Origin of the sequence: Roseateles puraquae (genome assembly GCF_002205845.1) — a bacterium.
Taxonomy (GTDB): domain Bacteria; phylum Pseudomonadota; class Gammaproteobacteria; order Burkholderiales; family Burkholderiaceae_C; genus Pelomonas; species Pelomonas puraquae.
Map to the genome: position 1 here is coordinate 73,205 of NZ_NISI01000018.1, position 12,561 is coordinate 85,765.

Below are 12,561 nucleotides of genomic sequence, written 5' to 3' on the forward strand. Positions count from 1 at the left end.
GTCTTGTTCTTGAGGGGGTGGCCGATTCTATTGGGCCGCCCTGCGGCGCCCGGCGAAGGCAAGCCCCGCCAGGGCGAGCGCCCCCGCCATCCACAGCGGCCACAGGCCGAAGGCGGCCAGCCAGCGGGCGTAGGGTGTGCTGCCCTCGCGGCCTTCGACGCGGGCCTCCAGCACGCTGCGCACCAGGGCCGGCAGACGCTGGGTGACGGCGCCGTGGTGGTCGACGACCGCCGTGGCGCCGGTGTTGGTGGAACGCACGACGGGGCGCTGGAATTCCAGCGCCCGCATCTGCGAGAACTGCAGGTGCTGGTCCTGCACCATGACCGTGCCGAACCAGGCCAGGTTGCTGACGTTGACGAACACCGTCGCGGCGTCCGGCCCGGTGGCGCTGTGCACGATGTCTTCGCCGAACAGGTCTTCGTAGCAGATCAGCGGGCGCAGCTTCTGGCCGGCGACCGCCCAGGGGCGCTGGTGGTCGCCCCGGGCCTGGTCGTCCAGCGGGATGTTCATGGCGCGCACGAGCCAGCCGAAACCTGGCGGGATGAACTCGCCGAAAGGCAGCAGGTGGCGCTTGCCGTAGTGGTAGTCGGCACCCAGTGCGATCACGGAGTTCACGTACCCGACTTCGGCATTTCCCAGGAAGCCACCCAACAGCGCAGGGCGGTCCGGCCGCGACAGGTGGGTCAGCGTGGCCGGGTCCAGCTCCGACAGCGGCACCGGGATCACGGATTCCGGCGTGACGACCACTTGGCCTCGTGAGGCGTCGATCAGGGCGGCGAGCAGGCCCAGATTGGCTGAGAAGCGGGCGGGGTCGAACTTCTGATCCTGCGGAATGCTGGGCTGCACGAGCGACAGGTTGACGTGGCCCGTCGAGGTGGTGAAGTCCTGCGGCAGCACCAGGCCGGCCAGCGGCAGCAGGATGGCCGGCGCGGCCCAGGCGGTGGCGCGGCGCTTGAGCAGCACGAAGCCCGCCGCGGCCAAAGCGGCCAGCGCCGTGATGCCGTACACGCCGATCCAGGGCGCCCAGCCGGCCAGCGGGCCGACGGTGTGGGCGTAGCCCGAGGCGATCCAGGGGAAGCCGCTGAACCACGTGGCCCGGGCCAGCTCGGCCAGCAGCCAGGCCGGCACCAGGGCCAGCAGGCGCCAGCGGCCGGGCGGCGTCCAGCGTGCCGTCAGGCCCAGGGCCAGCGCGTAGTAGAGGCCGAGGCAGGCCGCCAACAGGCCGACCGCCAGGGCCGCGAGCACCCAGGGGATGCCCCCGAACTGGTGCATGCTGATGTGCAGCCACCACAGGCCCGAAGCCAGCCAGCCGAAGCCGAAGACCGAGCCGGCCAGCGCCGCGAGGCGAGGCGTCGCGGTCTCGACGACGGAGAACAGCAGAGCCAGCGCCAGGATTTGCAGCCACCACGCGCCCGTGGGCGCAAAGGCGCCGGTGTGCAGCAGCCCGGCGACCAGCGCCAGGCCCACGGCTCGCGCCGCCTTCACGCCTCGGTCTCTTCGTCGGGCGCGCGCGTGACCTTGAACCAGCGCACCGCGCCGCCACGGGTCAGCATCACGGCGAAATTGAGCCCGGCCACGCGCACCGTCTCGCCCCGGCGTGGCACGCGGCCGTGTTCGTGGGCGACGAGGCCGCCGATGGTGTCGAAATCGTTGTCCGGCAAGGCCAGGCCGAAGGCGCTGTTGACTGCCGCGATGGTCGCGTCACCCGCCACGCGCTGGCTGCCGTCGGCCAGGGTGTAGATGCCGGTCTCGGAGTTCTGTTCGTCGAACTCGTCCTCGATCTCGCCGACGATCTCCTCCAGCACGTCCTCGATGGTGATGAGACCGGCGGTGTTGCCGAACTCGTCGATGACGATGGCCAGGTGGTTGCGGTTGGAGCGGAAGTCGCGCAGCAGCTCGTTCAGGCCCTTGCTCTCGGGCACGAAGACCGTGGGCCGCAGCAGGGCGCGCAGGTTGAGCTCGGGCGCGCGTTGCATCTTCAGCAGGTCCTTGGCGAGCAGGATGCCGATGATGTTGTCGCGGCTGCCGTCGTAGACCGGGAAGCGCGAATGGCCGGTCTCGATGACGACGGCCAGCAGCTCCTCGTAGGGGGCGTCGATGTCGAGCAGGTCCATGCGCGGGGCGGCCACCATGGCGTCGCCCGCGGAGAGCTCGGCCATGCGCAGCACGCCCTCCAGCATCTGGCGCGACTCGGGCTCGATCAGCTCGCGCTGCTCGGCCTCGGCCAGGGTCTCGATCAGTTCGGTCTTGGAGTCAGGGCCGGGGTGTAGAAACTCCAGCATGCGCTCCAGCAGGCCTCGGGCCTCGGGCGGTGTTTTGGCGGCCCCACGACTCGGGGGCCTGCCTGAATGCGGTTCGCTCAAGGGGAGCTGTCAAGGAATTGCGGAAGGGACAGAATAGCCGATTGGTTTGATGGGCCTGTGAACACGACGGCAATCGGTCTCGTGGTGTGCATAGGCCTCTACTCTTGTATCCCGGCAGCGAGGCCCCATCTTGGCTGCCTTCTTTCGAGTGAAACGGTTCCTGCCATGTCCACAGCCCAAGGCCTCATCCCAGCCACCATCCTCACCGGCTTCCTCGGCGCCGGCAAGACCACGCTGCTCAAGCGCGTGCTCACCGAGGCCCACGGCCAGAAGATCGCCGTCATCGAGAACGAATTCGGCGAAGAGAACATCGACACCGACATCCTCGTCTCCGACACGAACGAGCAGATCATCCAGATGAGCAACGGCTGCGTCTGCTGCACCATCCGTGAAGACCTGCGCACCACCTTGAGCGACCTGGCCGCCAAGCGCCGCAAGGGCGAGCTGGATTTCGAGCGCGTCGTCATCGAGACCACCGGCCTGGCCGACCCCGGCCCGGTCGCGCAGACCTTCTTCATGGATGACGAGATCGCCGAGGCCTATCTGCTGGACTCGGTGCTGACCCTGGTCGACGCCAAGCACGCCGACGAGCAGCTCAACACGCGCCAGGAAGCCCGCATGCAGGTGGGTTTTGCCGACCAGATCTTCATCAGCAAGAGCGACCTGGTGGAGCCGGCGGCCGTGGAGAAGCTGATCCACCGCATCAAGCACATGAACCCGCGTGCGCCCATCCAGGCCGCACATTTCGGCGAGGTGGCGCTGAGCAAGGTGTTCGACCTGCGCGGCTTCAATCTGAACGCCAAGCTGGAGATCGACCCTGACTTCCTGAAGGCCGATGACCACGACCACCACCACCACGATCATGATCATCATCACCACGATCATGAGCACTGCGACCACCCGCACCACCACCATCACGATGACGACGTGAAGAGCTTCGTCTTCCGCGCCGACAAGCCCTTCAACCCGGCCAAGCTCGAGGACTTCCTGGGCGCCATCGTGCAGGTCTACGGCCCGAAGATGCTCCGATACAAAGGTGTCCTACACATGAAAGGCACCGACAAGAAGGTGATCTTCCAGGGTGTTCACCAGATGATGGGTTCCGATCTCGGGCCGAAATGGATGCCGGGAGAGAAAAAGCAGAGCAAGATGGTGTTCATTGGGATCGACCTGCCCAAAGACGTGTTGATGCAAGGTCTGGAAGGCTGTCTGGCGTGATGTCCGCCGGCCCCCGAAGCATGGTTTTCGGGGGCTCGCGGAACCTGGATTCCTCGTGGCTACAATCCGCCGCGCTCAAAAATGGGGTGCCGGTTGAACTGCAGTGGGATCTAGGTCTGACACCGCGCCGATGCACCCCATGAGCGAGGAGATGACTGTGAGCAAGACCCCGGCCCCCAAAACCGCCGCTGCGCCCAAGGGCGCGAAGAAGACCGATGCCGGCGCCGACGTCGCGACGATCGACGTGCCCGCGCCGGCCAACCGGTTTGCTGACCGTTTCGCTCCGCCGAAGCCGCCTGCGCGCGGCGCCAGCCAGGTCGACGAGACCCCCCGCGTGGCTGCCAAGGGCGACCCCAAGCTGGCCAACGCCTGGAAGACCAAGCCGGGCGCCGAGCTGACCGACGCCGAAGTCCTGGCCATGCCGGACTCGGAGTACATGAACGCCAAGCAGATCGAGTTCTTCCGCGCCAAGCTGAACCAACTCAAGGAAGACGTGCTGTCCAACGCCGGCGAGACCACCGAGCACCTGCGCGAAGACACCACCATCGTTCCCGACCCGGCCGATCGCGCCACCATCGAGGAAGAACACGCGCTGGAACTGCGCACGCGCGACCGCGAACGCAAGCTGCTGAAGAAAATCGTGCAATCCATCGCACGCCTGGACACGGGCGACTATGGATACTGCGACGAGACCGGTGAGCCCATCGGCCTGGGCCGCCTGATTGCGCGCCCGACGGCAACTCTGTCGCTCGAAGCCCAGCAACGCCGCGAACTCAAGCAAAAGATGTTTGGCGATTAAGCTTTGACCATGTCCGACTCCAAGCCCGCAGACCCGAAAGAAGGCGACAGCTTCTTCCGCAAGGTTGCGCGCTTCGTGGCCAACCCCACGACGGACTGGTCTGAGATCAACTCCCGCCAGGACGACCCCGAGGGTGACCTGGCCAAGGCCGAGTTGCGCGCCATGGTGGAGCGCAAGCGCCGCAACGACTTCGTGCGCAAGCGCGAGCTCGACATGCTGCGCCGCATTCGCCGCGAAGGCCTCACGCCGGAGCAACTGGCGGCGCTGGCGTCCTCGCCCTCGCGCCTGGGTGACGATGAGCGCCTGAGCGAGCCAAACTCGAAGATCGATCTCGGCGTGAAGGCCAAGATCGACGAGATCGAGCAGCAGATGGTGGGCGAGAGCTTTGCCACCACGCAGGCCGTGCCCAAGCAGCAGCCGGGCTTCTTCGAGACCCCGACCCGCCCCGCCGCCTTCGCGTCCACGGTGGCTCACCTGCCCGGTGGCGAGCCGCCGGGCGGCCGGGTCAGCGAGTTCTCCACGCCGCGCGAGGTGGAGCGCCTGCAGGCCCCCACGCCCCCCGCGGCCGTGACCATGGGCGCGGCCATCCCGCCGCTGTCGGAGTCCGCGCCCAGCAAGCTGCCGGAGCTGCCGCCGCTGGACATGCCGCTGTCCTTCTCCCTGGCGCAGTCCACGCCGGACGTCGAGGTGCAGGAGGTCGTGCACGACCCCGAACTGGACGAAGCCGTCATCGCCTTCGCCAACGCCGACTACGACACCAGCGAGCGTTCGTTGACCGAACTCGTGCACCCCGGTGGCAGCCGCAACCTGCACGGCGAGACCTGGTTGGTGCTCTTCGACCACTACCGTGCCACGGGGGCACAAGGCAAGTTCGAGGCGCTGGCGGTCGAATACGCGCAGCAGTTCGGCCTGTCGGCCCCGCAGTGGTTCTCCATGCCCAAGCTGGTGGCAGAGTCGACGCGCCAGTCCAACCGAGCTTCGATGGGCAAGGCTGGCCAGGTCAGCTGGACGGCGCCGACCAACCTCAGCGCGGAAGATGTGGCCATCCTGCGCAAGCGCAGCGAGACCCTGCCCATGCCCTGGGTGTTCGACTGGAGCGCGGTCGACGAGGTCGAGATCGATGCAGCCATCGAGCTGCGCACGCTGCTGCGCCACTGGGCCAACCAGACCATCGACCTGCGCTGGGTGGGCGGTGACCGCTTCCTGAACCAGCTCAAGGAACTCGCCCCCGTTGGCGAGCGCGACACCGACCCAGCCCTGTGGATGCTGCGCCTGGAAGCCCTGCGCCTGGCGAACCGGCCCGACCAGTTCGACGAGGCGGCCATCGACTACTGCGTGACCTACGAGGTGTCCCCGCCGTCGTGGGAGCGCGCCAAGTGCCGGGTGCGCATGGGGGGCGATGGCACGTCCACACACAGTGCCGCGATCAGCACCATGCAGTCGGTGGAGGCGCAGTCCAGCTTCATGGACACCAGTGTCATCGAGCCGAGCGTGGCGCAAGTCGAGCTGATGGGCCAGCTCAACGGCGACATCTCCGACAACCTGCGCGCCCTGTCGACCGAGGCCGGCGAGGCCGCGGTCATCAATGTCTCCTGCACCAAGCTGATCCGCCTGGACTTCATGGCCGCAGGCGATCTGCTCAACTGGGTGCTGCAGCGCCGCAGCGAGAACCGCACCGTCGTGTTCAGCGACGCGCACCGCCTGGTGGCGCTGTTCTTCGGCGCCATGGGCATCAACGAGCACGCGAAGGTCAAGGTCAGGATCAACTGACTTGTTCCCTGCGTTGCTGGCCCCATGTGGAGGCCCTATGTCTTCTGATTCTTCATCGGCCGTGTACCACGGCACCACCATCGTCTCGGTCCGGCGCCAGACGCCCACCGGCTGGCAGGTCGCCATCGGGGGTGACGGCCAGGTCACGCTCGGCAACACGGTCGTCAAGGCCAGCGCCCGCAAGGTGCGCAAGCTCTACCGCGACCAGGTGCTCGCCGGTTTTGCCGGTGCCACCGCCGACGCCTTCACGCTGTTCGAGCGCTTCGAGGCCAAGCTCGAAAAGCACCAGGGTCACCTCGTGCGCGCTGCCGTGGAGCTCACCCGCGACTGGCGCACCGACCGTGTGCTGCGCCGCCTCGAAGCCATGCTCGCCGTGGCCGACAAGACGGCCTCGCTGATCATCACCGGCAATGGCGACGTGCTGGAGCCCGAGCAGGGCATCGTGGCCATCGGGTCGGGCGGTGCCTTTGCGCAGGCCGCCGCCAAGGCTTTGCTGGCCAACACCGAGCTGAGTGCCGCTGACATCGTCAAGAAGTCGCTGGAGATTGCCGGCGAGATCTGCATCTACACCAACCAGAACCACACGTTGGAGGTGCTGGAATGAGTTCCATGACGCCTCAGGAAATCGTCTCCGAACTGGATCGCCACATCGTCGGCCAGAACGCCGCCAAACGTGCCGTCGCCATCGCGATGCGCAACCGTTGGCGCCGCCAGCAGGTTGACGAGAAGCTGCGCACGGAGATCACGCCCAAGAACATCCTGATGATCGGCCCGACCGGCGTGGGCAAGACCGAGATTGCACGGCGCCTGGCCAAGCTGGCGGGCGCCCCCTTCATCAAGGTCGAGGCCACCAAGTTCACCGAGGTGGGCTATGTGGGCAAGGATGTCGACTCCATCATCCGTGACCTCATCGAAGTGGCCGTGAAGCAGGAACGGGAGCTGGCCATGCGCCGCTGCCAGGCCCGCGCGGAAGACGCCGCCGAGGACCGCATCCTCGACGTGCTGCTGCCCGGCGTGGAGGCCGACAACCCGACCCGCCAGACCATGCGCAAGCGCCTGCGCGAAGGGCAGCTCAACGACAAGGACGTCGAGCTGGACCTGCTGGCGCCCAAGCCGACCATGGAGTTGCTCGGCCCCTTCGGCAACCAGCCCGGTGTGGAGGACATGGCGGAGCAGCTCAAGGGCATGTTCAGCCAGTTCGGCGCCGGCCAGAAGAAAACCCGCAAGCTCAAGATCGCCGAGGCCTTGAAGCTTCTGGCGGACGAGGAAGCCGCCAAGCTCGTCAACGAGGAAGAGATCCGCGCCACAGCCCTTTCCAACGCGCAGGAGATGGGTATCGTCTTCATCGACGAGATCGACAAGGTGGCCTCGCGCAACGAGCACGGCGGCGCCGAGGTCTCGCGCCAGGGCGTGCAGCGCGACCTGCTGCCGCTGGTCGAGGGCACGACCGTGTCGACCAAATACGGCCTGGTCAAGACCGATCACATCCTCTTCATCGCCAGCGGCGCCTTTCACCTCAGCAAGCCCAGCGACCTCATCCCCGAGCTGCAGGGCCGGCTGCCCATCCGGGTGGAGCTGGATTCGCTGTCAGTGGCCGATTTCGAGGCCATCCTGACGAGTACCCATGCCAGCCTGGTCAAGCAGTACCAGGCGCTGCTGGCCACGGAAGGCGTGACGCTTGATCTGCAGCCTGACGCCATCCGGCGCCTGGCCGAGATCGCCTTCGAAGTGAATGAACGCACCGAGAACATCGGCGCGCGGCGCCTGGCCACCGTGATGGAGAGGCTGCTGGACGAAATCAGCTTCGACGCGCCGCACAAGTCTGGCCAGACCATCGCGCTGGACGCGGCAGCGGTCAACGCCAAGCTCAGCGCGCTGGCGGCCAACGAAGACCTGTCGCGCTTCATCCTCTGATGCTTTGTGACGCGGGCTTGCGCTGGCGCAAGCCCTGCCGCTGCGCCAGCCGTTAGGCTGGGCCATGCCCGCTCACCCGCCCTCGCGAACCTGGGGCCTGGCCCATCCGCCCGGTACCAGCGGCGCGGCCGTGCGCGAGCGGGCGCGCTGGCGCTGGCCGGTGCTGGCGGGCCTGGTGGCGACGATCCCGGCCTTCTACATCGAGCTGCTGGAACAACTGCCCACGCCGCTGGCCACCGCCATCTACCTGTCGGCCGCCGGCCTGCTGACGATGGCGCTGTGGCGCGTGGCCGTGCAGCTCGACCACCCGCGTCAGTACCTGCGCCGCAATGTGCTGGACCTGGCGCTCATCGCCGGCTTCGTGGCGGCGGCATTGCTCCCGGCCAGTGTGGATTCACCCTTGAGCCTGGCCGTGCGCCTGGCGGTCGCGCTGTTGAGCCTGGTGCGCATGGTCTGGACGCTGCGGCCCTGGATCACCCGAGGCGGGCTGGGCTACCTGCTGCTGCTGGCCTTTGCCGTGCTGTGCTTCTGCGGCGTGGGTTTCTGGGCGCTGGAGCCGCGGGTGCACACCCTGGGCGACGGCCTGTGGCTGGCCTTCACCACCGCAGCCACGGTGGGCTATGGCGACATCGTGCCCAGCACACCCGCCGCGAAGATCTTCGCGGTGTTCGTTGTGTTGCTGGGTTATGCGGTGCTGTCGCTGGTGACGGCGGCCATCGCCGCGATGTGGGTCGAGACCTCGGAGCGCCGCATGGAGCATGACATCCTGCGCCAGTTGCACGTCGAAGTGAGCGCCTTGCGTGCCGAGGTGGCCGCCTTGCGCGCGCAAGCCTCTGCGCCTGACCCGCACGCCTGACCTCAATGCGGCAGCGTGCGTGCGCTGCCTGTCCAGCGCAGCAGCTGCATCAGCGAAGGCGCTTGCGTCTTGCCCAGCAGGCTGCGGACGTGGCTGCGCACGGTGCTGACACACAGGCCCAGATGGCGCGACGCCGCCTCCACAGGTTCCCCGTCGGCGAGCAGCAGCAGCACATGTCGCTCCGCCGGGCTCAGCCGGCACTGGCGGGTGATGGCCTCGATGCGTGCGGCCTGCGTCAGCGCCGGCTGATCGAGATGGATCACCAGCAGCAGCGTGTTCGGTGGCCAGCCGGAAGCTCGGGCGATGCTGTTCGCCAAAGCTGACGCCTGCAGCCAGCCGGTGCTCAGGTGCGGTGTGAACCACAGGCCCGTGCGTGAGCTGGCGCCAGTCGCTGCGAGCGCGAGTGTCTCGGCCAGCTGCCGGGCGTCCAGCTGGCCTACCGCCATCAGGTGATCGGCGCGGGTCTGCCAGAGGCCATCGGCCAGCAGTCGTTCAGCGCTCGGGTTGGCGAACAGCACCCGGCGGTCGGGCAGCACCACCAGCAGGGGCTGGGGCAGGGCGTCGAGCACATCCATGGGCTGAGAGTCCTGGAAGGCCTGATGGACTGAAGGCGTGGCGGTGTCAGCGTGCAGCATGTGGATCTCCCTGAGCCGGATGGGTGTGATGGCGTTGTCCGGTGTCCACAAGTTTGGTGAGCGGGCGCGCGGCTTGCCATTGCCGGAAGGTCCTGGCGGCAGCAGACCTTGGCATGAGACCTTTGGCCAGGCCAAAGGTCCGAGGCATGACCGCCGCGTCGACAGGCCGGCGTCGATACCATCGATGCCGCGGGGAGACTGCCATGAAGATTCTGTTGATCGACGACCACCCCTTGTTCCGCGAGGGCGTGGCGCTGCTGTTGAAGCCCTTGATGGAGGGCCTGGAGACCTGGGAGGCCGGCAGTTGCGAAGAGGCCTTCGCGCTGCTGGCCGAGCGAGGTAGCGCCGACCTGGTGATGATCGACCTGGGGTTGCCGGGGCTGTCCGGGCTGGAGGGGTTGGCTCGGCTGAGGCAGGATCACCCGGAGATGCCCGTGGTCGTCATGTCCTCCGCTGACGACAAGGACACCGTGCTGGCCGTTCTGGATGCCGGGGCCATGGGATTCATCCCCAAGAGTTCGACCTCGCAGCTGATGCTGGGCGCGTTGCGGCTCATCCTCGCCCGCGGCATCTACCTGCCGCCGTCAGTCTTCCTGTCGGGGCGCTCCATCTCGCCAGCGGTGGCCGCACCAGCCGTCGCGCCGCCGGCAGGGCTGGACAGGCGCCCCGCCGACCTGGGCCTCACGCCGCGCCAGGCTGATGTGCTGCACCTGCTGCTGCAGGGCAAGCCGGCCAAGTTGATCGGCCGCCAGCTCAACCTCTCGCTGAGCACCGTCAAGGCGCACACCTCCGCGGTGCTCCGCGCGCTGAACGTCACCACCCGCACCCAGGCCGTGCTGGCGGCCAGCCGTCTGGGCCTGCGCTTTGACGAGCCGCAGCCGGCTCAGGCGCCATCAGGCGACGGCAGCGACTCCTGCATGGCCTCCAGCAGCCGCTGAAGCCCGATGGGCTTGTGCAGCAGGCGTGCGCCGCAGGCCTGGGCGCGTGGGGCGAGCGCCGCCTCGGTATTGGCCGTGACGATCAGGGCCGCGATGTCGTCGTCGTAATGCCGGCGCAGCCGTTCGATGACTTCGAAACCATCGCGACCCGCACCGAGCTGGTAGTCGGTCACGATGAGGTCAGGCTCCCGCAAATGCTGCTGCAGGGCTGCGAGTACCTCCTCGCAAGACGCTGCGGCCACCACGTGGCATTGCTGGGCCTGCAGCGCATCGACCAGGGCTTGGGCGTTGGTCTCGTCGTCATCCACCACCACGATGAAACGACCCGCGAGCAGCGGTGGGCGCGTGGCCGTCGCAGGGCCCCCATGGGGCGCCATGGCCTCGCCCGCCACCGGGAGCGTCACACTGAAGACCGACCCCTTGCCCACCCGGCTGTCCACCCGCAGCGCGTAGCCGAGGATATGGGCGCTGCGCTGCACGATGGACAGGCCCAGGCCCAGACCCTGTTCCTGGCCGGAACCCGGCGCATCGATGCGGAAGAACTCCTCGAAGATCGCCTCGCGGTAGCGCGGCTCGATGCCGGGGCCGCTGTCCCAGACCTGCAGTTCGACCGAGTTGCCACGGCGGCGGCAGCCCACCAGCACCCCGCCCTGGCGCGTGTAGCGGATGGCATTGGCCACCAGATTGCCCACGATGCGCGCGAGCAGTGCTGCGTCACCTTTCACCAGCAGCGGGCAGGGCCGCACCCGCAAGCTCAGCCCCTTCTCCACGGCCTGCGGCGCCCAGACCTGCTCGACCTGGCGCAACAGCCACCCCAGGTCGACGTTCTCGACATGCGCCTGCACCGCGCCCGCATCCAGCTTGGAGATGTCCAACAGGTTGCCGAACAGGTTCTCCATCGTGGCGACGGACGACTGGATCTTGTCCGCCAGCGCCCGATGCTCCGGGCTGTCCAGCCGTGCCTGCAGCACGCCCAGCAGCAGGCTGATCGAATGCATCGGCTGGCGCAGGTCATGGCTGGCCGCCGCCAGGAAGCGAGTCTTGGCCGCGTTGGCCCGGTCGGCCTCGTCCTTGAGTCGTGTCAGCTCCTCGGCACGGGCTGAAAGCACGTCGCGGGCTTCGGAGAGCTGGGCGGTGCGTTCGGTGACTTTGGCTTCGAGGCTGGCGTAGAGGTCGCGCAGGCGGGTGGACATCTGGTTGAAGTCCTGCGCAAGCGCTCCAATTTCGTCAGCCCTTTCCAGCGCGAGGGGGGCATCCAGATTGCCGCTGGCAATCCGCGCGGTAGCGTCGCGCAGGGCCACGATGGGTGCCGCCAGACGCCGCGCGAACACGAGGCCTGCCGCGGCTGCGAGCACGCCGCCCATCGCGAGCAATGCGACCGTCCGCTCCAAGGTCGCCATGGCGGGGCGCAACGCCTCACGACGCGGCTGTTCCACAAACAGCAGCCATCCGGGGCCCTTCAATGCCAGACCCGTCGTAATGACGGGCTCACCGTTCAAGTCGAACGTTTCGATGGCTTCAACCGGAACATCGGCACTCGCGGGAGCCGCACGCGCCATCGTTACGGGTTCCAGTTGCGTCAGGTCGTGCTGTCGAAGAACTTCACTTGGCCGGGGATGGGCGATCAGTTGGTTGGCGGCGTCGACGATGAAAGTCTGCCCACTCTGGCCTACTCGCAAGCCGGACACAACGTCTTCCAGGAATCGCAGATTGATCGTCGCGATGGTTCGCAGACCGTTCGACCCACGATCGGAGATTGCCAGTCGAACGAGAGGTTCGCCACCTTCATTGCGCGAGGTGGGCCCGTAGCGCCTTTCGGGTGCTGCAAGTCCTTCAAGCCACCGATCGCTTGGCGGCGGTGCCCGCTGCTCAGCTGTGTCGAAGTGTCGGTCCGGCTCGGTTCTTGAGATCGCCATGAGCTTCCCGCCTTCCGGCGTGCAGAGCTGTAGCTCCAGCACTGCCGGCAGCAGGACCTGAATCGCCCCGGGTTTCGAGGAGGCTCAACACTCTGAGAGGATTGAGCCATGAGCAAGTCGAACAAGTTCTCGCCCGAGGTGCGTGAGCGCGC

Annotated in this window: 11 protein-coding genes; 7 read left to right on the plus strand and 4 right to left on the minus strand. The window is 67.4% G+C overall.

The annotated features are described in order from the left end of the window. Positions 1-27 precede the first annotated feature (27 nt). A complete protein-coding gene (gene lnt, locus CDO81_RS25675; protein ID WP_088486107.1) occupies positions 28-1,485 on the minus strand; it encodes an apolipoprotein N-acyltransferase in 1,458 nt (485 codons plus the stop codon). Further along, positions 1,482-2,363, minus strand: coding sequence for an HlyC/CorC family transporter (locus CDO81_RS25680; protein ID WP_241517161.1), 882 nt, complete (start codon positions 2,361-2,363; stop codon positions 1,482-1,484). The genes lnt and CDO81_RS25680 overlap by 4 nt, the downstream gene beginning before the upstream one ends. A 165-nt stretch (positions 2,364-2,528) precedes the next feature. On the opposite strand from CDO81_RS25680, the gene CDO81_RS25685 reads away from it, so the two are divergent. From CDO81_RS25685 to CDO81_RS25710, 6 genes are all read left to right on the plus strand, one after another. Further along, positions 2,529-3,581: a CobW family GTP-binding protein gene (locus CDO81_RS25685; protein WP_088486109.1), complete on the plus strand. Its 1,053-nt coding sequence runs from the start codon at positions 2,529-2,531 to the stop codon at positions 3,579-3,581. Between the two features lie 151 nt (positions 3,582-3,732). Continuing rightward, complete coding sequence (gene dksA / locus CDO81_RS25690) at positions 3,733-4,380, plus strand: RNA polymerase-binding protein DksA (protein ID WP_088486126.1); 648 nt, start codon at positions 3,733-3,735, stop codon at positions 4,378-4,380. Between the two features lie 9 nt (positions 4,381-4,389). Beyond that, a complete protein-coding gene (locus CDO81_RS25695) occupies positions 4,390-6,150 on the plus strand; it encodes a hypothetical protein (RefSeq protein WP_088486110.1) in 1,761 nt (586 codons plus the stop codon). 37 nt (positions 6,151-6,187) lie between these two features. After that, positions 6,188-6,754, plus strand: coding sequence for an ATP-dependent protease subunit HslV (gene hslV / locus CDO81_RS25700; protein ID WP_088486111.1), 567 nt, complete (start codon positions 6,188-6,190; stop codon positions 6,752-6,754). Next, positions 6,751-8,064, plus strand: a complete 1,314-nt coding sequence (hslU, locus tag CDO81_RS25705; RefSeq protein ID WP_088486112.1) for an ATP-dependent protease ATPase subunit HslU — start codon at positions 6,751-6,753, stop codon at positions 8,062-8,064. The genes hslV and hslU overlap by 4 nt, the downstream gene beginning before the upstream one ends. A 64-nt stretch (positions 8,065-8,128) precedes the next feature. Continuing rightward, positions 8,129-8,920 (plus strand): potassium channel family protein, encoded by a 792-nt coding sequence (locus tag CDO81_RS25710; RefSeq protein WP_088486113.1) that lies wholly within the window; start codon positions 8,129-8,131, stop codon positions 8,918-8,920. Between the two features lie 2 nt (positions 8,921-8,922). Here CDO81_RS25710 and CDO81_RS25715 read toward each other — a convergent pair whose 3' ends face one another. Then, the gene (locus CDO81_RS25715; protein ID WP_088486114.1) at positions 8,923-9,555 is read right to left on the minus strand and encodes a helix-turn-helix transcriptional regulator; all 633 of its coding nucleotides are present in this window, start codon (positions 9,553-9,555) and stop codon (positions 8,923-8,925) included. Between the two features lie 203 nt (positions 9,556-9,758). On the opposite strand from CDO81_RS25715, the gene CDO81_RS25720 reads away from it, so the two are divergent. Further along, positions 9,759-10,493 carry a response regulator gene (locus CDO81_RS25720; RefSeq protein WP_088486115.1) on the plus strand — a complete coding sequence of 245 codons (735 nt, stop codon included), beginning with the start codon at positions 9,759-9,761 and terminating at the stop codon, positions 10,491-10,493. On the opposite strand, the gene CDO81_RS25725 is transcribed toward CDO81_RS25720, so the two are convergent. Continuing rightward, on the minus strand, positions 10,439-11,893 hold the full coding sequence (locus CDO81_RS25725) for an ATP-binding response regulator (RefSeq protein ID WP_158218432.1): 1,455 nt from the start codon (positions 11,891-11,893) through the stop codon (positions 10,439-10,441). The genes CDO81_RS25720 and CDO81_RS25725 overlap by 55 nt on opposite strands. Positions 11,894-12,561 lie beyond the last annotated feature (668 nt).